The 22,780-nt window shown below is 42.1% G+C and carries 20 protein-coding genes; 12 read left to right on the top strand and 8 right to left on the bottom strand.

Features of this window, described 5'->3' with window-relative positions; genetic code table 11:
• The first annotated feature begins 17 nt into the window (after positions 1-17).
• From NSU13_RS18265 to NSU13_RS18240, 6 genes are all read left to right on the top strand, one after another.
• Positions 18-1,157 (top strand): glycerate kinase, encoded by a 1,140-nt coding sequence (locus NSU13_RS18265; protein WP_034281411.1) that lies wholly within the window; start codon positions 18-20, stop codon positions 1,155-1,157.
• A gap of 93 nt (positions 1,158-1,250) precedes the next feature.
• Positions 1,251-1,589 (top strand): zinc ribbon domain-containing protein YjdM, encoded by a 339-nt coding sequence (locus NSU13_RS18260; RefSeq protein WP_034281410.1) that lies wholly within the window; start codon positions 1,251-1,253, stop codon positions 1,587-1,589.
• 262 nt (positions 1,590-1,851) lie between these two features.
• On the top strand, positions 1,852-2,373 hold the full coding sequence (locus tag NSU13_RS18255) for a hypothetical protein (RefSeq protein WP_034281409.1): 522 nt from the start codon (positions 1,852-1,854) through the stop codon (positions 2,371-2,373).
• A 238-nt stretch (positions 2,374-2,611) separates the two neighbouring features.
• Positions 2,612-3,541: an ABC transporter ATP-binding protein gene (locus tag NSU13_RS18250; RefSeq protein ID WP_326135187.1), complete on the top strand. Its 930-nt coding sequence runs from the start codon at positions 2,612-2,614 to the stop codon at positions 3,539-3,541.
• Positions 3,538-4,488 carry an ABC transporter permease gene (locus NSU13_RS18245; protein ID WP_061110303.1) on the top strand — a complete coding sequence of 317 codons (951 nt, stop codon included), beginning with the start codon at positions 3,538-3,540 and terminating at the stop codon, positions 4,486-4,488. The genes NSU13_RS18250 and NSU13_RS18245 overlap by 4 nt, the downstream gene beginning before the upstream one ends.
• A 24-nt stretch (positions 4,489-4,512) precedes the next feature.
• Positions 4,513-4,941, top strand: coding sequence for a DUF4064 domain-containing protein (locus NSU13_RS18240; protein ID WP_342489704.1), 429 nt, complete (start codon positions 4,513-4,515; stop codon positions 4,939-4,941).
• A 42-nt stretch (positions 4,942-4,983) separates the two neighbouring features.
• On the opposite strand, the gene NSU13_RS18235 is transcribed toward NSU13_RS18240, so the two are convergent.
• The 7 genes from NSU13_RS18235 to NSU13_RS18205 form a co-directional block, all read right to left on the bottom strand.
• Positions 4,984-6,312 (bottom strand): citrate:proton symporter, encoded by a 1,329-nt coding sequence (locus NSU13_RS18235; protein ID WP_342489703.1) that lies wholly within the window; start codon positions 6,310-6,312, stop codon positions 4,984-4,986.
• 283 nt (positions 6,313-6,595) lie between these two features.
• Positions 6,596-8,662: a beta-galactosidase gene (locus tag NSU13_RS18230; protein ID WP_065214991.1), complete on the bottom strand. Its 2,067-nt coding sequence runs from the start codon at positions 8,660-8,662 to the stop codon at positions 6,596-6,598.
• 23 nt (positions 8,663-8,685) lie between these two features.
• The gene (locus NSU13_RS18225; RefSeq protein WP_342489702.1) at positions 8,686-9,894 is read right to left on the bottom strand and encodes a glycosyl hydrolase 53 family protein; all 1,209 of its coding nucleotides are present in this window, start codon (positions 9,892-9,894) and stop codon (positions 8,686-8,688) included.
• An 11-nt stretch (positions 9,895-9,905) separates the two neighbouring features.
• Positions 9,906-10,748 carry a sugar ABC transporter permease gene (locus NSU13_RS18220; protein ID WP_012011808.1) on the bottom strand — a complete coding sequence of 281 codons (843 nt, stop codon included), beginning with the start codon at positions 10,746-10,748 and terminating at the stop codon, positions 9,906-9,908.
• A gap of 1 nt (position 10,749) precedes the next feature.
• Positions 10,750-11,967 (bottom strand): sugar ABC transporter permease, encoded by a 1,218-nt coding sequence (locus NSU13_RS18215; protein WP_285854721.1) that lies wholly within the window; start codon positions 11,965-11,967, stop codon positions 10,750-10,752.
• A gap of 167 nt (positions 11,968-12,134) precedes the next feature.
• A complete protein-coding gene (locus NSU13_RS18210) occupies positions 12,135-13,400 on the bottom strand; it encodes an extracellular solute-binding protein (RefSeq protein ID WP_046312690.1) in 1,266 nt (421 codons plus the stop codon).
• A gap of 172 nt (positions 13,401-13,572) precedes the next feature.
• The gene (locus tag NSU13_RS18205; RefSeq protein WP_034281400.1) at positions 13,573-14,568 is read right to left on the bottom strand and encodes a LacI family DNA-binding transcriptional regulator; all 996 of its coding nucleotides are present in this window, start codon (positions 14,566-14,568) and stop codon (positions 13,573-13,575) included.
• A 172-nt stretch (positions 14,569-14,740) separates the two neighbouring features.
• Between NSU13_RS18205 and NSU13_RS18200 the strand changes: the two genes are divergently transcribed.
• Positions 14,741-15,637, top strand: coding sequence for a LysR family transcriptional regulator (locus NSU13_RS18200; RefSeq protein WP_046312694.1), 897 nt, complete (start codon positions 14,741-14,743; stop codon positions 15,635-15,637).
• A gap of 18 nt (positions 15,638-15,655) precedes the next feature.
• Here NSU13_RS18200 and NSU13_RS18195 read toward each other — a convergent pair whose 3' ends face one another.
• On the bottom strand, positions 15,656-17,332 hold the full coding sequence (locus tag NSU13_RS18195; RefSeq protein ID WP_197197534.1) for a hypothetical protein: 1,677 nt from the start codon (positions 17,330-17,332) through the stop codon (positions 15,656-15,658).
• A 398-nt stretch (positions 17,333-17,730) separates the two neighbouring features.
• Here NSU13_RS18195 and NSU13_RS18190 point away from each other — a divergent pair, with 398 nt between their 5' ends.
• The 5 genes from NSU13_RS18190 to NSU13_RS18170 all read left to right on the top strand — a co-directional run bounded on the left by NSU13_RS18190 (position 17,731) and on the right by NSU13_RS18170 (position 22,621).
• Complete coding sequence (locus NSU13_RS18190) at positions 17,731-18,174, top strand: hypothetical protein (protein ID WP_024427564.1); 444 nt, start codon at positions 17,731-17,733, stop codon at positions 18,172-18,174.
• A 3-nt stretch (positions 18,175-18,177) separates the two neighbouring features.
• Positions 18,178-18,516 (top strand): DUF3969 family protein, encoded by a 339-nt coding sequence (locus tag NSU13_RS18185; protein ID WP_098677071.1) that lies wholly within the window; start codon positions 18,178-18,180, stop codon positions 18,514-18,516.
• Between the two features lie 164 nt (positions 18,517-18,680).
• Positions 18,681-19,538, top strand: a complete 858-nt coding sequence (locus tag NSU13_RS18180) for a MurR/RpiR family transcriptional regulator (RefSeq protein WP_024423955.1) — start codon at positions 18,681-18,683, stop codon at positions 19,536-19,538.
• Positions 19,539-19,723: 185 nt separating this feature from the next.
• A complete protein-coding gene (gntK, locus tag NSU13_RS18175) occupies positions 19,724-21,268 on the top strand; it encodes a gluconokinase (protein WP_024423954.1) in 1,545 nt (514 codons plus the stop codon).
• 24 nt (positions 21,269-21,292) lie between these two features.
• Positions 21,293-22,621 (top strand): GntP family permease, encoded by a 1,329-nt coding sequence (locus NSU13_RS18170; RefSeq protein WP_034281397.1) that lies wholly within the window; start codon positions 21,293-21,295, stop codon positions 22,619-22,621.
• The last annotated feature ends 159 nt before the right edge of the window (positions 22,622-22,780 follow it).

Genomic DNA, 22,780 nt, shown 5'->3' with positions numbered 1-22,780 from the left:
AAAAGAGGGGCTTTAGGATGAAAATTGTGATCGCACCAGATTCATTTAAAGAAAGTTTGTCTGCTTATGAGACAGCATGTGCCATTGAACGAGGATTTCGTTCTGTTTTGCCAAACGCAGAGTATATCAAACTGCCAATGGCAGATGGAGGAGAGGGGACCGTTCAATCGTTGGTTGATGCGACGGGCGGACACATTGTTCATCAAGTGGTCACGGGCCCGCTTGGTGAGCCAGTGAATGCCTTTTTTGGCATGTTAGGAGACGGTCAGACTGCTGTCATAGAGATGGCTGCAGCCTCTGGTTTACATCTTGTACCCCGAGAAAAACGTAATCCGTTATGGACGACATCGAGAGGAACGGGTGAATTAATACTTGCAGCGCTGGATATAGGAGCGAAGCATGTGATCATTGGGCTTGGCGGAAGTGCAACAAATGATGGCGGTGTTGGGATGATGCAAGGATTAGGTGCAGCTTTCCTTGATAACACAGGACATTCCCTGACGTCAGGCGGCGGGGCACTTCATCAATTAGCTTCAATTGATTTATCTGGACTCGATCCAAGACTGCAATCCGTCCGTCTGGAGGCGGCTTGTGATGTGGATAATCCTTTAACGGGTGAGAGAGGAGCGTCTGCTGTTTTCGGTCCTCAAAAAGGAGCAGATGAAGAAATGGTTCAAGTGTTAGACAAGAATCTGGCTCATTTTGCACAAGTAGCTGAAAAGCAGTTCAATGTCTCTTTTGGAGATGCAGCAGGGGCAGGAGCGGCAGGAGGGCTTGGTGCGAGTTTATTAGGCTTTTTACAAGCGGATTTGCAAAGAGGAATCGATATTGTGCTGAAGGCTGTTCATTTTGATGACGTCATCAAGGAGGCAGACCTTGTCATTACGGGAGAAGGCCGAATTGACCGGCAGACCATTTTTGGAAAAACACCAATCGGCGTAGCCAAAGCAGCGAAGCAGTATCATCTGCCTGTGATTGGCATCGCAGGCTCTCTTGCAAAAGACAGTGCAGTCGTACACGATCATGGAATTGATGCACTGTTTAGTATCGTTCCAGGTATTACCTCTCTTTCTGAGGCGATACAAGATGCGAATCTTCATGTAGAAAGAACAGCTCGGAATATCGCGGCTGCGTTAAAAATTGGAAGAAAGAAGTAAACGATGAAAAATGTTTCCTTTTCTATCACATTCCTTCTATAAGAAATGTGGTAAAATCGATATAAATGATGTAGAAAGTTGGAGGAAACAAAAATGTCTAATCTACCGAATTGTCCTTCGTGCAGCTCACCTTATACATACGAGGACGGCAGTTTGCTGATTTGCCCTGAATGTGCGCATGAATGGTCACTTGAACAAGAACAAGCGGCAGAGGAACAGCTTGTTGTCAAAGATGCGAATGGGAACCTGTTAAGTGATGGGGACACGGTCTCTGTCATTAAAGACCTAAAAGTAAAAGGCTCATCATCCGTTTTGAAAATAGGAACGAAGGTCAAAGGCATTCGTTTAGTTGAAGGCGATCATAACATTGATTGTAAAATTCCTAGCTTCGGCGCAATGAAATTAAAATCAGAGTTTGTGAAAAAGATATAAACAAAAAAAGCTATACTATTAGAACTTGCCGATGAAGGCTAAATCTGAGCAAGAAATAAGTATAAGAATGTTATAGTTGTACAAAAAACACCTAAATTGTTAAAGGAAATATATCCCTTAATAAATTAGGTGTTTTATATTTTTATACAGTTTTTAAAATGATGAGGAACTATTCAAAGGAATATCCGTATACATTATTGGAATAATTTAAGCTTAACATTTCATAAATTAATTGAGTCCAAAAAATAAATGGGAGATAAAAATGGAGTTTGGGTATTTTAAGAAGCCTGTAATCAAAAAAACGACCAAATGTATACCAATTATTAATAAAGATGGTGTTAACATTGGATTTATAAAAAGATTTTATACAAATAAAGTGGAAAAGTTGATTGATTACATATTTGATGAGTTTTATGTGAATGTTGAGGTAATGGATTCGAATTCTAATATGGTTGTAACAGCTATTGAAAATAAATCCCTCCAATCCATGTTTCGTTCAAACTGGGTGATAGAATGTAAAGATAAAGGAAAGTTAATATTAGAAGATAGAACTAAAATCAAAATAAATCCAATGATGAAATTAGTAATAGATGATACTACATATTATCTAAAGAAGGGTTTTGCCAATAATCGTGTAAGATTAGAAAGCTCAGAGCAGACGATAGCTGAAATTACATACGATAAAATAATACCTCCTGCAACAGTGAGTATTGAAAAAAAACAGGGGGACTTATCTTTACATCTTATTGCATGCCTCTATTATATATTTATGTTACGAGAGTAAGGCGGGAGCGTATTTTGAATCCCACAGTCTTTAAGTAATATAGAATTAGAGTTTTTTAAATCATTACCTTAACCCTACCTTAAAAAAGGCAGATGATTCGGTAAATTTCGGCTAATCCCCTTCACAACTTTTGGGCATTGCTGTACCATATGGAAGTGTTCTTCTATTTTTGACGGATCATGGTGTTTATCAGGAAATAGAATGATAGATGATACTTAGACAAAGAAGGAGAGGTAACGTGACGAACGTTTTAGAACTGCATAATGTATCTAGACATATTCGCGGGAAAAAGATTGTTCAAGACTTGAGCTTTTCTGTCCAAGCGGGCGAAGTCTTTGGCTTCTTAGGACCAAATGGTGCAGGGAAAACCACAACTATTCGTATGATGGTCGGTCTTTCTCCCATTACATCTGGTGATATTCTGATTAATGGCCATAGTATTCAAACCTCCTATCAGCATGCCATCCAAGATGTCGGTGCCATTATTGAAAACCCGGAAATGTATAATCATTTAACGGCAAGACAAAATCTTGTTCACTTTGCCAGAATGAATGGGAAAGTGGACGAAGGACGAATTGATGAGCTGTTAGAACTAGTGAGCTTACAGCATGTGAAACATAAGCGTGTTCGTACGTTTTCATTAGGAATGAAACAGCGATTGGGCATTGCGCAGGCACTCATACATAGACCGAAACTGCTAATCTTAGATGAGCCGACCAATGGACTTGATCCTGAGGGAATTCGAATGATCCGAGATTACTTGAGAAGGCTTGCGAAGGAAGAAGGGCTGGCTGTTATTGTTTCAAGTCACCTCATGTCAGAGATGGAATTGATGTGTGATCGCTTTGCGATTATCCAAACCGGAAAGCTGATTGCCATTGAGGATCAGCGTGCTGAAACGAAGCAGGATGATTTGGTTAATTATCGAATGAAGGTGGCAGCCGGGGAGCTTGAAGAAGCACAGAAGCTCATTGGTGCATTTGAGGAAGGCGTCACTGTAAGAGAAGAGGAGCAGTACTTATTTTTCTCTATGCCAGAACAAAAAATGCCAGAATTAATCCGTCATTTGAGCAGCGCGTCTATTCATTTGTACGAGATCAAAATTGAAAAACAAACCTTAGAAGATAAGTTCTTAAGCTTAACAGGTAAAAAGGAGGCAGACGTATGATTCGCCTCATTCAAAACGAGTGGATGAAAATCAGTTATCGTGTTGGAACTTGGATTATGGTTGGGCTTCTTGTATTAGGTATGGTTGCCACGCTGATCTTTGTAGTGAAAACAAATGACAAAGATCAAGCTTCAGGTGATTGGAAAACCCAGCTAGAAATGATGAATAAGGAAAACAAGAAGGAGCTCAAAGAGACAGAGAATGGTTTCTTTAAAAGAGAGCTTGAAAAAGAGATCGCTATTAATGATTATCGAATCAAGCATAACTTGCCGCCGGCTGATCAGTTTAGCGACAGTGTATGGGACTATGTGAAAACAAACGCCAATTTACTTCAACTAGTCGGTGTGTTTGTGATCATTATTGCTTCCACCATTGTATCGGCTGAATACAAGCATGGTACAATTAAATTATTATTGATTCGTCCACCATCAAGGCTAAAGATCCTAATATCTAAATATATTACGGTGCAGCTGTATGCTCTTTTACTTGTTGTGGTGCTATTTATCTTGTCATTCATATTGGGTGCTATTTTCTTTGGACTTAACACTGATTATGTGAATTTGGTGTATCAAAATGGTGAAGTGATTGAACGTTCACAGTTTGCCAATATGGTCTATTATTATCTCGCTCATTGTGCAATGTTTGTCGTTTTGGGAACCCTTTCGTTCGCCATTTCTACAGTGTTTAGAAGTGAGGCTATCTCCATTGCCATTAGTGTGTTAGCGTATATTGTGGGTGGATCAGTCACAGGTATTTTAATGCTCTTCTTTGATTGGTCAAAATATCTGTTATTTGCAAACGATCCATCCCAATACTTTATGGAACAGGTTACAGTTATCGAAGGTATGTCCCTAGGATTCTCACTAATCGTCCTAGTCATCTATTGGGCTATTTTCTTGGCCATTGCCTTAATCGTCTTCCAAAAGCGAGAAGTGAAAACAGGTTAATTTAACTTTTTAGGAGGTTTACACATGATTAAACGTAAAGGTGAAAAAATTATGGGGATTATTAGTATTGTCCTCAATGCCATTGGTGTTGGAATTGGAGCATTATTCCTCTCCATAGGTCCATCTTTTTATGATGAAATCAATGAAGTGTTAAAAGAGGAAGGGGAAACATTGCCGATTGAAACGCTCCAGGCTTCGGTTCATGCATTTGGTACACAGTTCATGGTCGTTTCCGCAATTGCGGCTGTGCTGTCGATTGTCGGTGTGATTCTTTTGAAAACAGACCGCCGTGCCGTGCTTTCAGGTATTCTCTTCTTGGTTTCTGCTGTGACTCTTTTGATTGGAACAGTTGGCCTTGCATTTGCTCCAATGGTTCTATTGTTTATCATTGGATTGATGTCTCTTATTAGAAAGCCGAATTCAGACATTCACACAAGTGAATATCCTTCATAATGAAAGAAAAGACATGCGCATATCAGCGCATGTCTTTCTTTTTTAAATGATGCCAATCAGCATTGCAATGAACAGAAGGATAATACTAAATCCCCACATCCAAAAGAAGGAGTAGCGGATGTGTTTCCCCATATCAACCCCTGCAAGACCTACGGCGAGCCAAACAGCGGGAGCAAGCGGGCTGACAAAGGTTCCAATGATGTTCCCAATCATCATGGCATATGCCGCAGAAGTACCTGGTACGCCAACTTCAGATGTAATGGATTCAACAATTGGCAGAAGGGCGTAATAATAGGCATCTGTACTTGTCAGCATATCAAGCGGCACTCCAAGCATCCCAACAATGATATGTAAAAATGGCAGCAAGAAGGCTGGTAAAATGTGAATACTGTCAACAGCAATGGCTTTCAGCATCCCTGTGCCTTCAAGAATTCCTAAAAATGACCCTGCGGAGAAAATGACAGCCGCCATCATCAGCGCACTAGGTGCGTGGGCCTTGATCCTTTCCATTTGTAGATTCACATTCGGAAAGTTAATCAACATTGCAAGTGACAGGCCAATCATAAACATAAAACTAGCAGGAATCACGTTCAACACGAGAAGCACCACAACACACAAAAACAGAACAAGGTTCACCCAAATGAGATGATAACGCTTTAAAGAGGCGTCTCCCGTTTCACTAATAGACTGAATGGCACGATCCCAATCTGCACCTTCTAGTTGAACCGCAGCTATTTCATTTGCAGCAATTTTCACCCGAATTCGCTTTTCTTCCCTCTTTCCTAACATGAATGCCATCCCTAACACGAGCACAACGCCAATGAGCTGAATTGGAATGAGCGGAACCCAGAGCTCAGAGGGGTCCATATTCAGGACACTTGCTGCCCGTCCAGTCGGTCCAGCCCATGGAATCATATTGGTTAATCCAGCACTCGTCCCGATTAATAACAGCAGTAAATAAGGACTCATATGTAATTTTTTATAAAGCGGAAGCAGTGCAGGTACAGTTAATAAAAAGGTCGTAGCCCCTGCTCCGTCTAAGTGTGCGATCACCCCAATCAAAGCAGTTCCCATTGCAACTGTGACAACATTTCCTTTTGTCAGCTTGATTAAAGTTTTAATTACAGGTTCAAAGAACCCTGTATCTTGCAAAATGCCAAAAAATAAAATGGCGAAGATAAACATGGTCGCCACCGGCAATACTTTGATAATCCCTTCCTCGAAGAAGGTTTGAATGTCATTGATCCCAAATCCCGCAATGAGTGCCCCTATTAAAGGCACCATGACCATGGCGACAATTGGACTTGCTTTCCCCCAAATCAGCAGCACAACAATCGTTAAAATAATCATCAATCCAACAAACGTTAACATAAGCCCCTCCCCCTACAAATAAACCGTTTACATTTGTCTATACTTTTCATCCAATGCATTCCCACAGCTGCATTGAAAAAAAAGGGTATCAAATTTATGAGTAAGAAGCAACCGCTTTCATACCTATACAATGGTAAAAAAGGATGGAGAGACCAGTCGTGTCGCGGCATCAAATATTGTAAAAAAATTTAGATAAAAATAACGATTAAAGTTCACAATGATTAATATGGGTATTTAGACTTATTAAATCAAAAAGCGCCCAATAAATGGACGCTTCTTTCAACTATTTTTTCAAGATGACATACTCGTAAGGATCAAGTTGAAGCTGCTCAGACACTTGCTGTCCAGTCAGCATATTCTCATAACTTGCCTCTGAATCTAGTGATATGTTCTGCTGCTCTTCTGTGAAATTCATCAAAAACACATAGTCCTGCGTACCGTCTGTTCGTTTTTGTACACTGACTCCTTCTGGAATTGCAGTGGATAGGACGGGCTGTATGCCAATACCTGCGATAAGGTCTTCGTAAAATTCATCATAAAAAGCCTGATCATTTTCTGAGGCCATATAGTATGCTTTCCCTCTTTCTAATGAACGGACAGTCAGGGCCGGCTGTCCTTCGTAGCAGCCATTCTCAAAATGCCCTAGCACAGAGGCCGTCTCAGGGTGTATGGATTCGCAGTATTGTCCGACATGATAGGTGCGTCCATTCCCTGTGGTCATTAACACATGTTCATCAGGCATCAATGTGTTGATTTCCTCTGCCCAAATGCCAAGTACATGGCGGAGAGGACCAGGAAAACCGCCGAGGAAACAGAGATCATTTTCGTCGACTATGCCGCTCCAGTAAGTCGCGATAAAAATGCCGCCCTCTTTGACAAAGGCTTCAATTTTTTCTGCAACGCCTGGTTTGATCATGTAGAGCATTGGCCCAATGAGCACACGATAGGATGAGAAATCTTTTTCCATTCCGACAATGTCAACAGGGATGCCTTTTTTCCAAAAGCTTCGATAGTGAGTTTGACAAGCCTCTACATAGCGTTTGTTTGTGTTATTTAAGCCTTGCGCATCATCAATGGCCCAGTGATTTTCCCAATCGTAAATGATGGCGACCTCTGGCTGAACGGACGTGCCCGCAATTGGCTGCAGCTGCTCCAGTTGTTTCCCTAGATCAGCTACCTCTTGAAACACACGCGTATGTTCATGGCCAGAATGATCGACAACGGCACCGTGGAATTTCTCAGAGGCGCCTCGGCCTTGCCGCCACTGGAAATAAAGCACGGAGTCTGATCCGTGAGCAATTGCCTGCATGGCAGAAAGGTGTGCCATGCCTTTATGTTTGACCTTGTTCACTTCATGCCAGTTTACAAGGCTAGGCGTACTCTCCATGACGAGAAACGGCTGTCCGTCCTTTAAGGAACGATACAAATCATGTACAAAGGCAACGTTTGATGCTAATTCGGCCGTTGTTTCTCTGCCGCTATGCCAAGCAGGATAGCTATCCCATGAGATCACATCGACCTCTTTTGCAAATTGATGATAATCCAGCCCAAGGAATGGACGCATATGCGGATAGTCGCCCATAAAGTTCGTGGTTACTGGGATATGAGGCGTCAATTCCCGCAGCGGCTTAATTTCATTTTGATAAAAATTGATCGTTTGTGCTGTGACAAAGCGCTTCCAATCCAGGTTCATGCCGTGAATCATGTGCTCCCCATGCGGTGCAGGTGACTCGATTTGTGACCAATCACTATACGTATGGCTCCAAAATCCTGTCCACCATGCTTGATTTAAAGCCTCAAGATCATGATTGTATTTGTCCTTCAAATAGTCTCGAAATGCTTCCTGGCACAGGTCGCAATGACACTCGCCGCCGTACTCATTTGAAATGTGCCACATGATCAGTGCGGGATGATCCTTGTAGCGTTCCGCCAGCAGCCGGTTGAGTGCGTTCGTTTTTTCTCGATAAACCGGAGAGGTAAAGCAATGATTATGGCGCAGTCCATGTAAGTTACGCTGACGATTCGCTTCGACGCGCAATACTTCTGGATATGTTTGTGACAGCCAAGCAGGTCTTGCCCCGCTTGGCGTTGCGAGAATGGCGTGTGCCCCCTGCGCTGCTAAGCGGTCCATGATGTCATCCAGCCATCCAAAGTCATACTGACCTTCTTTTGGCTCTAGCTTACTCCATGCGAAAATGTTGATGGAGAATGTTTGACAGTGTGCAAGCTTCATTAATCGAAAATCTTCGTCTATGATCTCTGGCATATGGAGCCATTGATCTGGATTGTAATCGCCACCATGCAAAAAGCCTTTCACATTTGGGTGAACGAGTGGGTAACGCTTTCCCATTTTGTCACGTCCTATCCTTTTAGTTACGGTGTCATTTGTTTAAATACATCAAGAGATGGCAGTGCTTTTCCGTTGAAATCGAACATCGCTTGATTTTCCCACGCATTTCCGACAGTCCCGGTTGTTTGAATGTAAGCCAGCCCGTATTGACTAGACCACGGAGCACCTTTCGCTGGAATCCAAAGCGGCTCCCAATAAAAGAACCCCTTCCCGCGGTTGTTGTTTACTTGTGAAATTTTTTCGGATAGATCTCGTATAAAAGATGCCTGGCCTTGAGGTGAGGCTGGATAGCCGGCTGTATTGACAGAGTCTTGGTTAAATGAGTTATCTAGGTTGTCACCGTTTGCTGTCGTAAAGCCGTAAGCAGTTTCCACCACGATCACGTCTTTGTTATAGCGGGCACTAATATCATTCATATTGGACGTAAGACCGCTAAAGCCGCCGTCCCAATACGGGTAATAAGATAAACCGATCGTATCGAATGAGACACCTCGTTTTGTGATTTCATCAAACCACCAGCGGGATGCACCATTGTCTCCGCCATGCGCAAGGTGAAGCATGATTTTGATGTTTGAATCGACAGAGCGGACGGCATTTGTGCCAGCTTTTAGCAGAGCAGCGAGCCGGTCAAATTCACCACCGCCTTCACCCCAGCTTTTTCCGTTTGGCCACAGCATACCTGAGTTCAACTCATTCCCAACCTGAACCATATTCGGCAAGGCATTTTGCGCTCTCATCGCTTTGAGCACATCGCCTGTGTAAGTGCCGACCGCTTTTTCTAAATCGTTTTGTGAGAGGGATGCCCACGCTTTCGGTTTGAATTGTTTACCGGGGTCAGTCCAGAAATCACTGTAGTGAAAATCAAGCAGCACTTTCATGTTTTGTGCTTTTGCACGTTTCGATAAAGCGATGGCTGTATTGAGATCATTTGTGCCGCCGTTATAGGCTCGGCCTTGATTGTCATATGGATGGTTCCACAGTCTGACACGCACATAGTTGACGCCTTTATCCTTTAATAGCTTGAGCGGATCAACCTGCTGTCCGTTCTGGTTGTAGTATTTGCCGCCGCTTTTCTCTACTTCTGCAAGCATAGAGATATCGGCTCCCTTGATGAAATCACCTTGCAGGCCATTGATCGGTTTCACAGAAATCGTATCGGCCCTTGCTTCAGGCAGAATACCTAATCCCATCAGAAAGAAAACGACAACAGTGACAAGCAACCATTTCTTCATCAAATCTCCCCTTATCCTTTTGTCCCGCCTTGTGTAAGGCCGGATACAAATTGTTTTTGTAAAACAAGAAACAATAAAGCAACTGGAATTGCAATGAGTAAAGCCCCGGCTGCAAAGGTCGTGTAGCTGGCACCCATTTTATCTGACACAAGATTGTACAGACCGATTGGGAGCGTATACATTTCGGGTGAGCGGACAATGACACTGGAAATGATGAAATCACCCAGTGGACCTGTAAATGAGTTGATTGCGACAACAGCTAAGATGGGCTTGGCGAGCGGCATAATAATTTGGATGAAAATCCGGAAATGCCCTGCGCCGTCCATTCTGGCTGATTCATCGAGATCCTTTGGAATCGCATCAAGATAGCCTTTCATTAAATACGTATTCATCGGAATTTGTCCACCTGCATAAATCAAAATCAGGGCAAGGTGGCTGTTAATGAGTCCAAGCATTTGAGCCAATACAAAAATGGCAATCAGCGCTGAAAATTGAGGAATCATTTGCAGCAGCAAAAAGAGCATCAGTCCATTCTTGCGTCCTTTGAATCGGAACCTAGAAAAGGCATAACCTGTAAAGCTGACAAGTATCAACGTTAAGAGCATAGTCGCAATGCTGATCTTCATTGAGTTCCAATACCATTTTGCATAAAGTGCCCCCTGACCGAAGAAGAGTTCTGTGAAGTGGCTGAACGTTGGATTCTTCGGAAACATGCTTGTACTCATGAGGCTGTTCCCAGGGTTAAAGGAAGCACCGATCGTCCAAAGCAGTGGATATAGAATACAAATGGAGGCAATGAAAAGGATAAAATATGTGATGCTCAGGCGAATGAGCTTGTTTTGTTTTGATCCCATATCACATCATGTCCTCCTCTTTGAATGAATTCGTTCTCTTAAACTGCCAGAGTGCAATGGCGATGACAAAGATTGAAAGTAAAATCGTGACAGCGGCAGCAAGTGCATATTGAGAAGACTGCATCGTGAGTTTGTAAATCCAAGAAACCAAGATGTCCGTTCCCCCAGCAGTTGAGCCAGCGACAGGCGGTCCTCCGCCATTAAATAAGTAGATGATATTAAAGTTGTTAAAGTTAAACGTATATTGCGTGATTAATATAGGCGCAATGGAATAAAGGACAAGCGGTAACGTGATGGACCGGAATTTCTGAAAGAAGTTTGCCCCATCAATGGTCGCAGCTTCGTATAGATCCTCTGGAATCGCCTGCAGAACACCGGTTGTCATAATGAAAACAAAAGGAAATCCAAGCCAAGTCTGCATCGCAATGAGGGCAATTTTGCTCCAAAATGGATCTGTCAGCCATGGTTTTGGATCAATTCCAATCGATGCAAAAAGTGTGTTGTTAATGGCTCCAAATGTATCGTTGAACAGTCCGGCAAACACCAAAATGGTCACAAAACCCGGAACAGCCCAAGGGAGAATCAAAATGGTTCTAAAAAAACGTTTTCCTTTTAAATCCTTCTGATTGAGCAGAACCGCTAGAAAGATGCCGACAGCACATTGAAGGGTCGAAGCAGCGAGCGTCCATACGACGGTCCAGCCAAGTACATCAATGAAAGTGTCTCTCCAAATATCAATTGAAAAGATATTTTGAAAGTTCTTGATCCCTACCCAATCGATCAGATTGGCAGGAGGCGAGTGGTATAAATCGTAGTTCGTAAAGGCAAGCGCAAAGCTGAACATAATAGGAAAGACAACAGAAAAAAGAAGTAAAAAGAAAGCAGGAGTGCTCATTAAGTAAGGAAAGCCTTGGTCGATCAGTTGATGATATTGAGCTCGGATGGAATGGAGCGGAACCCCTTGATCACGTTTCTTTCCGTTCATAAAAGCATCACGCATCATGAGTACGTAAAAGCCGATACCAAAACCAGCTGTTAACAGCGCAATAATCCCTTTTGCCAAAAGAAAAACAGAATTGTCACGAGGCAGCATCGTACCAAGTGTGAACAGCCCCCAGAAGCCAATATTGAATAAATCATAAAATACGATGAAAAAAGAAACACCGAACAGGAAAAAAAGTGCCCCTTTGCCGTACTGCTTGTTGTACATCTGCCCCATCCCGGGTATAAGAGAGAACATTAGCGCCCGTCTCCGGTGTGTCTTTGATTCCACTATGTGTGTGCGGTCTAGTTCAAGGTTACCCGTCACGTCTAACACCTACTTCATATGAAATTAGCTCAAATACGGGCAGCTTGATAGACTTAAAGGCTACCCGTGTTTGATGATTATTTTGAATGGTTTGCTTTAATTTGAGAGTCGATTTGATTGACGGCATCATCAAATGCCTTTTTCACATCTGTCCGGCCGGTTGCAATGAGACCTAATGCGCTGTCAATCGGCTTCCACACCTCTGCCATTTCAGGGGTATTCGGTGTCAGCGTGGCATATTTTGTTTGTTTTGAAACAGCATCCGCATTTGCGTTTTTAGTAATGATTGGATCTTTCATCAGCTTTTTCACTGGTGGAATTTCCTCTGTCACTTCGAATCGCTTCTTCGAATTTTTTTCATTCGTGATAAACTCAACAAATTTCTCAGCAAGTTCTTTATTTTTAGAATAAGAGGAGACGTTGTAGCTCTTTACACCTAAGAATGAGCTCATATGCTTTCCGTTAGGGAGTGTTGGCAGCTCTGTTACGCCATAGTCAATTCCAGCTTCTTTATATGGACCAAATGACCATGGACCAGAAATGACAGCTGCTGCCTTTTTCTCTGTGAATAAGGAGTTGAGGACATTGATTCCTTGTTCACCAATGATGCCTTTCGGGAAAAGTCCTTCGCTAAAGAATTTTTGAATGTATGCTCCGCCTTCGATGGCGCCATCGTTATTAAGACCAATATCATTGACATCATAAGAGCCATCGCTTTTCTGCTTGAAAATATAGCCCCCTGACCCGCCTAACACACTTTGTGCATAGTAAATTTCATCCCATTTCGCTACAAAACCGTATTTCCCGTCTTTTGTCAGCTTTTTCGAAAGGTCATACCAGCCATCAAGTGTAGTTGGTGCCTTTTTGACAAGGTCTTTGTTATAGAAAAGCACTGTCGTTTCGACGGATTTCGGAAGGCCATACAGCTTGCCGTCTACCGTTTGTGATTGAATGGATTCGTCTGTAAAGGAATCGATCACTTTTTGATCAGGCTTGATTTCCTGTAACAGCCCCTCAGTGACGGCTGATCCAATTTGATCGTGAGGCATCGTGATGACGTCTGGGCCTGTCCCGGCTGCTCCATCAAGGCGGAGAGCTTCGATTTGGTCGGCATACGCTTTTTCGACCACTTTGATTTTCACATCGTTTTGTTTTTCAAATTCTTTCACAGCGTCTTGAATCCCATCAGACTTTTTGACATCCTCCCATACTAGCAAGGTCTTTGTACCTGTAGATGCTGGCTGTGTCCCGCTTGAATTGTCATCTCCTGGCCCGCATGCTGAAAGCAGAAGCACAGCAGTACCAACGACTGCTGATAATGTCGCCCATTTTCCCTTTTTCATTGGTAATCCCCTCTCGTTCTTTTTTCACAGATGATAAGAAAACGCTTTCTTAATGTGAGAATATCAACTTAAGTAAAAAAAGTAAACATATTTTATTAAATTTATTAAGTAAAATTTTTTACTCGTATAGAGAGAAAAGAAGCCCTCCACTTTGGCAGGACTTCCAGTTTGTTTATATGGTGCTTTTTCGAAAGACAGGCTCTGAGGCAATCAGAACAGTCTTAGGCAATGTTCTGCCATCCACAAGTCTTTCTAAAAGTAAATCGATCGCTGTCTCACAAAGTAATGACGTATGGATGTGATACGTGGTGAGCGGCGGCGACACATATTGAGACACATGAATATCGTTGATACTAAAGACGCTGACGCGATTCGGCAGAGAAAATCCGCGCTCATTTAATGCTTGTAAGCAGCCGATGGCAAGAGGGTCACTAGCGACACAAAAAGCGGTGGGCAGATCATCACCAAGCTCGTCAATCGCCTTCATCATCAGCGAGTAGCCTTCATCTACTGAGAAATGATGGCCGATATAGACCAATCGCTCATCAAGCATATGGCGGGTTATCATGTATTCACGGAAAGTCGTTTCACGAATATCTGGAATGTGCACGTTCGTATTGAGATCAAGGTCTGTACCGCCAATGAATCCAATGGATTGGTGCTCTTTTTCGATAAAGGAATCGATGATCTTTTCAACAATTCGTTTCAGGTTCGGCTTTACAGAATCAAAACGGTCTTCATCTGGCGTTGTATCAATAAAGACAATATGCGGAGTGATCGCATATAATTGGTCAAGCTCTGACGTTTTAAAGCGGCCGATGGCGATGATTCCTTCTGTAGCAGAATCAATGGAATGAAGCCCATCAGACGGATTGTAAGCGGTGACATTTAAGCTCCGAGTATTGGTGAGTTCCTCAATGCCGAGTCGAATGGATTTAAAATAAATATCTTCAAGCTCTTCCTTTTCGGTCATCCAATAGAGAAAGGCGATTTTTTTTAATGAATGTTTGAATGTCTTCTTTTGGTAGGACAAAGCTTCTGCGGCGGCATATACTTTTTCGCGTGTTTGATCGGTGACGGATAGGTTGGGATCTTGGTTCAGTACGCGAGATACCGTTGCAATGGATAAGCCTGCTTTTTCTGCAATGTCCTTTATTTTAGCTGCCAAATCAGCACCTCCTATAGGAAATATCTCCTCTTAGTATAGAGTCTTTAAAAAAATTAGTAAATATTTTTATTAAATTATTTTCGTTTAGGCGGTTCTTTACGTGCTGGAGAGGAATTAGTAAGATATATATAGGTAAGGTGTTGGATTAAGATTTCTGATAGGAGAGGGACCGATGTATTACGATGCACTGAAGACATTTGTGACAGTGGTGGAGGAGAAGAACTTTACAAAAGCAGCCCAAAAGCTGCGAATTTCTCAGCCGAGTGTCAGTCTTCATATTAAGAACTTGGAGCAGGAATTCCAGACCGTTCTGCTGAATCGTTCACCAAAGCAATTAACCGTTACACCAACTGGGGATATGCTGTACCATCGATCAAAACAAATCATTCGTCTCTATGAACAGGCGAAGCAGGACATTTATGAGCATCATCATTTGGCAAGAGGAAAGCTGACCATCGGGGCGAGCTTCACAATTGGTGAGTATGTGCTGCCGCAAATATTGGCAGAGTTTCATCAGCTCTATCCGCATGTTGATATTGAGGTGGTCATTGATAATACAGAGGCGATCGCCAGACATGTCCGTTTATTCCATGTCGACATCGGTTTGATCGAGGGACAGACCAATGACAAGGAGCTTTCTGTAGAAACTTTTCTAGAGGACGAACTTTATATTGTGGCGCCATTAGATCATCCTTTTGCCAAGAAAAAAGATGTCACCATTGATCAATTACAAAACGAAACATGGATTACGAGAGAAGAGGGATCAGGGACAGGAGAATATTTACAGCATGTCCTGAAATCAAATGGACTGAAAGCGCGAACCTTTGTGACCTTTAGCAGCAATCAAGCGATTAAAGAAGCTGTGATCCATGGAATGGGTCTTTCTGTTTTATCTAAATATGTCCTCCAGCGAGGCAGCATTGGCGGTGAATTGGCTGTTATTTCTGTCAGAGGCATGGATTTCAAACGAAAGTTCTCCTATGTCGAGTCACCGATGACCGGGGGAAATAAAAATAAGGAATTGCTCGTTGAATTGTTAAGGAAAGAGAAAGAAGAAGCTTCTCCGTAATAGGAGAAGCTTCTTTTTTTATAACCCTTTAATTTTGATTTCATCGACTGGAAGGAAGATCTCACCTGTATCTGTATATTTCATGGTGACCTGATCGCCCTCTTTTAAATAAATGACGAGAGGTTCCTTTTCAGATGACATAGTGTAGCTTTTTCCATCGTCTAGCAGGAAGGTGACGGTTGTATAATCACCGGTCTTTTCTTTGTAGACTCGTTTGACCTTCCCTGCCGCTTCTTTCTTTTCCTGCTTAGAGGAACTGTTAACGGTACCGCCGCCTTTTTGAAGAGCTGTCTTATAGGCTCTCAGTGCTTCGTTTGGTGTAGAAGCATACGCAGCGATTTCTGGATTGGCTGCAGAAACGATAAAGTAGTTTTGCAGGAATCCATTTGAATCGAGAACCGGTGTGAGCCAGCTGGCTTCTCCATAGAAATTATAGAGAATCGGCATGCGCCCTTTCCATTTCTTCTCGATGAATCGTTTCTCAATAATTTGCAGAGCGCCCTGAGAATCCATATAGGATTCTTCAAGATTTCCGGTATAATAAGTCGCTTTTCCTGTTCGGGCATTGGTCAGGGCATATCCGAGCATGGAATCAACGCCCTCTTTCGGACTTGTGAAATCTGTGAAGTAATACATATCTCCTTTTGAATCAAATACCGGGCTCACATTGGCTTCCGTTCCTTCATCTGAAGGCAGCTTTACATCTGACTTTCCAAACATACTGTTCCAGAATCCGTGAATATAGTTTCCGAAATAGCTGTTTTGCAGACTGACCGCCTCTGGTGAAACAGCACCGTCGATAAAGGCAGGTACTTGATCTAGAGCATATTTCTTCGTTGCACCCGTTTTGGCATCAACAACGACGACACCGGAAGCTTTAAAGCCGTTTCGGGCAGAGATGAAATCGCCATACGTTTGAATGTAATAAGGCTTGCCGTCATCATTGATTTCCAGCTGTGTACCGCCGTAGAAAATCAAATCTGGGTACTGGAGACGGATATGCCGCTCAATTTCTTTGTTGAAATAGGAGGAAGGCGTATAGACCATCTCCGTCTTCACGAACTTTGGATTAGCAGAGGAGTCGGTCGCACTTAATGTAAAGTAACCCGGCGTGCTGCCTGCACGAATCCATTTAAAGAAGTCCGAGAACTCCACTGGAGCGATGTATACATACTCACCGTTGACCTTCTGAATTTGCAAGCTGCCAAGCTCATAGTAGCTTGTGTTTGGCACCTGTCCGAACGATTTCTTCATTTTGTTCCGGGCAAATTGAGGCGGCACACTCGCAGGTGTTTCTGTCTCATCAAACGCTTTGATTTCTACTTTTTGCTCCATTTTGGAGACATCGAATTTCTCATTCGCATTGAATAGAAAAGCTGTCGCCATGTAAACACCGAGCAGCAATAGAATAAGAAACAGCACTCCTTTGATTTTACGCTCCAATCCAACCGACAAAAAGGCGCCTGCTGCTGTCACAACAAGTCCAATCAGCCATAGAGATGAAGGGTTACGGTCTAAATTGGTGATGTAATAGAAAACAAAAATACCGATCATGAACAGCAAAGCAAGGCCAGCAATCCACATGAGCGGCACCTGCTGTTCTGTCCCTTTCTTTCTAACGATCAACCTGAGCGGTGTGAGCAAAAGGGTCAAGACAAGACCGATCACAACCGAAAATAACAAAATATATCCCACAAACAGATCTCCTTTCAAATCAATCACTCTTTTAGTATATACGAGTGAGAGGGGGAAAAGATTCAGAAGAATCATACCAATTCGATTTTATGAAAAAATGAGTTGAAAAGGGCCTTTTAATATTTCGGTAGGTTAAATGATATTGTCTTTGCGCTAGATGATTAGATTTTAGTGAATATTTTGTGGACGTAAACATTAATTTTTATCTCCGAGGAGTGGATATTCTTTTTATTCATTACTTTATGAATTTATATTGTAATAAATAAGATGTTAAAAGACAGAGATATCTTTTAAACAGTATAAAGATTCATTTTAATTTTCTACAGAATGAAATAGTTATAACATTCCTATTATGTTATATTATTTTTTATATAGTTAATATTAGGAGGTAATTTAAATTGAAAAGACGTATCCCTTTTCTCATTATTTTTACTTTAATTGTATCGTTATTTTCACCGTCTGTAACATTCAATATTAATCGAGAGGCTTCTTCAAGAGACAAAAGTGTCCAAATTGGTTATAAAGAAGCCGATGCTGTATGGGGTCTTGTCATTCGAACTATTTTTGTAAACGGGGTGAAAGCAAGTAAACATTTGTATAAATCAATAAAATATGCCCCTAAATATCCTGCTGGTTTTAAAGCTGTTCAAAATGGGACTAAAAAAGTTACAGTAAATAATAAGAAGTTGTTATCCGAGTTAAAACAGATTGAAGGAGGGACTTGGAAAAAAGTATATAAAGATGGCTATAAAGACGGAAAAAAGGTTTCTGTACATTATTTTCAAAGTAAATCTGGTTTGGTGTATGATGTGAAAGTTAAAAAAGGTTGGAGTGTGAAATGATTTATGAATAAAATAGAACTAAGATATTCTTCACATGAAGATTTAGATAGGATTATTGTTATAAATATCATTGGTATAATCATGTCGCTAAAAGAAGGTTTAATCACTATAGAAGAAGCGGAAAAGCTCATGTTCAGTCCACGAACAATCGATGTTTTAAAGAAGAAAGGGATAAATGAAGAACTGATAAATATACTTCATTTGGGAACAGAACTTGAAGATGTAGAAAGTTTAATACCACAAGAATTAAGTGATAGTTTAGAAGAAATAAGGGTAAAATGCTTAAGATTCCTGGAAAGAAATACAGAAAATGAAGTTAAAAATAATGTGGTAGATTATTGAGCTAAAAGTGTATATTATAAAATTTTGAGTAAATCTGTTTTGATCTATTGATCAAAACGATGAATTCATAAAAAAAGAAGTCTGTGCAAACAGGCTTCTTTTTTATAAGATGGGAACATGAGGAAATGTATGCGCTCACATGAATAAGGAAGGAGTGAAGTCAATTGGCTTCTGTCAGTTTAAGTAGTATTGAAAAAATACGAGCAGCAAGCAGAGGATTGCCGCCAAAGCTGAAAGGAATTGCAGAACATATTACGAGTGAACCCGGCGACATTATTCATTTGTCTATTGTCGAGCTTGCCAAAAAGACAGCGAGCTCAGAGGCAACGATTTTTCGTCTTTGTAAAAGGCTTGGATTTGAGGGCTTTCAAGATTTGAAGATTGCAATTGCCCAGGAAATAGATCAAACAAAGCCTGATTATGTAGATGAAGAAATGAGTCTTGATGATGATACGGCCGTTTTTATGCAAAAGGTTTTTCAGGCGAATATATCTGCATTAAAGGATAGCTTTCAATTACTGAATCCAGAGGATGTAGAAAAAGCCATTCAAATCATTCATGAAGCAAAGCGCTTAGAGTTTTATGGGAGTGGCGGGTCCGGCCTCATTGCAACAGACGCTTTTCATAAATTTATGAGGACAGGCATCAACTGTATTGTTCACACCGATTCTCATTTTCAAGCGATGTCTGCCGGTCTTCTCGACCAGCACAGTACAGTGATCGGTATATCTCATTCCGGCCGTAATAAAGATTTACTCGATGCGATGAAAACAGCAAAGGAAAAAGGAGCGAAAACCATCGGTATTACAAGTTATCAGCGCTCCCCATTGAGCCAGCTTGCCGATGTCACGTTGTATACTTCGACACAGGAAACGGCTTTTCGAACAGAAGCGATGTCTGCAAGACTTGCTCAGCTCACTGTCATTGACGTATTATACTTTGCACTTGCTCACTTAAGACAGCAGGAAACTTTAACCAATTTAAAACAAATGAGAGAAACCATTTCACAAAAAAGGGTGTAATGGTTTCAAAAATAAATTTTTCTATTAGTGAAAAATGCCGTTGTGGTAACGATTTTGAGCTTTTAAGTGAAAATAATTTTCTTTTCAGTCGTTGAATGTCGAAAAAATTATTCCTATAATGGGATTTAACAGGTATATCAAAACAATAAAATATGATTTCAAATCAATGATTGGGCGTGATACAGATGAAGGGAAACCAGGCGGTAATTGGTTTGGATATTGGAACAACAAGTACAAAGGCGGTTCTGTTTGGACCACAGGGGAAAGTGATAGCAAAGCATTCGGTTCCTTATGATCTCATTCAGCCCCAGCCAGCATGGGTTGAACAGGACCCTGAACATATATTAGAAGCCGTCATTGCAAGTGTAAGAGGTGCGTTGACGAAAGCAGCATTTGATGCAAAACATCTCATAGGCGTCGGGATTAGTACAGCGATGCATTCCTTGATTGTGATGGATAAGGATGGCAAGGCGTTAACGAACAGTATCATTTGGGCAGATAACAGAAGTGCAGAACAAGCCAAGCGAATCACTTCAGACATGGACGGCTTCCAAGTGTATAAAAGAACCGGCACGCCGATTCATCCAATGTCACCGCTTTCAAAAATACGGTGGATCAAGGAAATGGCACCTGATGTCTTCAAGAAGGCAGCGAAATTCATTTCCATCAAAGAATATATTCTTTATCATTTCTTCGGTCAGTATGTCGTCGATTATTCAATCGCTTCAGCAACGGGCCTGTTCCGTTTGGAAACGCTTCAATGGGATGAGCAGGCGCTGCGAATTGCTGGAATTGAGGCTGATCAATTGTCTGAACTTGTTCCCACGACGTATCAGCTGAGAGGGCTTCAGCCAGAGATCGCCCTGCGAATGGGCATTGCGGAAGATACACCATTTGTTGTTGGTGCGAATGATGGGGTTCTAGCGAACTTAGGTGTGGGAGCGATTGGAAAAGGTGAGGTGGCTGTCACGATTGGGACAAGCGGTGCAGTCCGTACGGTCGTGGACAAACCAATAACAGATGAACAATCAAGAACGTTCTGCTATGCGCTGACTGATAAGCATTGGGTGGTTGGAGGACCGACGAATAATGGCGGGATCATGCTGAGATGGCTGAAGGATGAATTTGGATCCTCGGAGGTAGAGGTAGCAAAGCGCCTTGGAGTGGACCCTTACGACCTGATGATTGACATTGCGAAAAAAGTTCCAGCCGGCTCAGAGGGGCTGCTGTTTCTGCCATTTTTAACAGGTGAGCGAGCACCTTATTGGAATCCAAATGCGAGAGGCACTTTCTTTGGGATTGGTCTTCAGCATAAGCGGGAGCATTTTATCAGAGCTGTGTTAGAAGGCGTCATTATGAGTGTTTTCTCAATCGGTGTGGCCTTAAGGGATTTAACCGGTTCAGCTAAGGATGTCAGGGCGTCGGGCGGATTTGCGCGATCTCCGCTGTGGCGGCAAATTTTAGCGGATACGATGGGCAGGGAAGTACTTGTTCCAGAAAGCTACGAGGCATCAGCACTTGGGGCGGCTGTCCTCGCACTTCATAGTTTAGGTTATATGGAAGAGATAGAAGAGGTTCAAGATTGGATTCGAATCTCTGCCCGTCATGAACCCAATATGGAGAACAATGAAACATACATAGAACTGTTTTACTTATATGAGCGTCTCTATGACAAACTCAAGGATGAATTTGATGTCATTAGTGCGCTTCAATTAAAACAAAATCATTAAACATCAGGGAAAAGGTGGGAGAGCATGCTTTTATTCATCGTGATTGCCGCAATTGTCCTTTTACTCATCCTCATAACAGTTGCTAAGTTGAATCCGTTTGTGAGTTTAATTATTACCTCTATGTTAGTCGGCTTTGCCACAGGGATGGACCTGCAGGAAATCATTCAATCCATCAAAACGGGGTTAGGCAATACGTTATCATTGCTGGCCATAGTTCTAGCGCTTGGAACCATGCTCGGGAAAATGATGGCTGAATCAGGTGGAGCTGAGCGGATTGCTCACACATTAATCGGCCGGTTTGGGACGAAAAATGTGCATTGGGCGATGATGTTTGTTGCCTTTATTGTGGGAATACCTGTCTTTTTCCAGGTCGGATTCGTTCTTCTCATTCCTTTATTGTTTACGATTGCGATTGAAACGGGCATCTCGCTCGTGACAATTGGGATTTCGCTCATTGCTGGATTGTCTGTCGTTCATGGTCTTGTGCCGCCTCATCCAGCTGCCATGGCAGCTGTCGGCATCTATCATGCCAACGTGGGGAAAACCATCTTCTTTTCCATTATTGTCGGTTTGCCGACAGCTATTATTGCTGGGCCGCTGTATGGAAAGTGGATTGGAAAGCGGATTCATAAACCAGTTCCAGAGCTGCTGAGAAAGCAATTTACTGAACGCAATGAAGATCGAAAACTTCCCGGCTTTGCAAATACGATGTTTACGATTTTGGTGCCAGTGATTTTAATGCTTCTTGCCACACTGGCGGATATTATTTTACCAGAGGACAATATTTGGTATCAGGTATTTAAGTACATTGGAGATCCAATTACAGCACTGCTGATTGCAACGGTGTATTCTTTCTTCAGTCTTGGCTTTGTGCAAGGAATGAGCCGTGACCGGGTGCTTTCCTTTAGTAATGAGTGTTTAGGACCGATTGCTTCCATTTTGCTTGTCATTGGAGCAGGCGGGGCTTTCAATAATGTGCTCATCGATTCGGGTGTTGGTGAATATATTGCGGATTTAGCCAAGCATTCGCCAATCTCGCCAATTTTGCTTAGCTGGCTGATTGCTGCGGTTATTCGTGTGGCAACAGGTTCTGCTACGGTCTCCATGATGACGGCAGCAGGTATTGTCGCACCGATTGCTGCAACTATGCCGGATGTGAGCAGAGAGCTTCTAGTGTTAGCTACAGGGGCGGGTTCATTGATTTTGTCTCACGTCAATGACTCTGGTTTTTGGCTGATCAAAGAGTATTTTGGGATGACCATTAAAGAAACGTTTTTGACATGGACGGCTATGGAGACGATCATTTCTGTTAGTGCTATTGCATTTATTATGATCATTAATATGTTTATATAGTGAAACGCAACAGCCTGATTCTTCGGAATTGGGCTGTTTTTGCTTTTGGCAATACCACCTTTGTCAGATTGGGGTAAAATAAAGATATTGAGAAGCGGGAGGCGGACACGATCGAACCATTAAAACACGTTTATCATGAATTATTTATTGAAGAAATAG

It is taken from the genome of Bacillus sp. FSL M8-0049 (assembly GCF_038593355.1).
GTDB lineage: Bacteria > Bacillota > Bacilli > Bacillales > Bacillaceae > Bacillus > Bacillus safensis.
The sequence above is the reverse complement of the archived record's forward strand: the minus strand, read 5'-3'. Positions and strand labels throughout refer to the sequence as shown.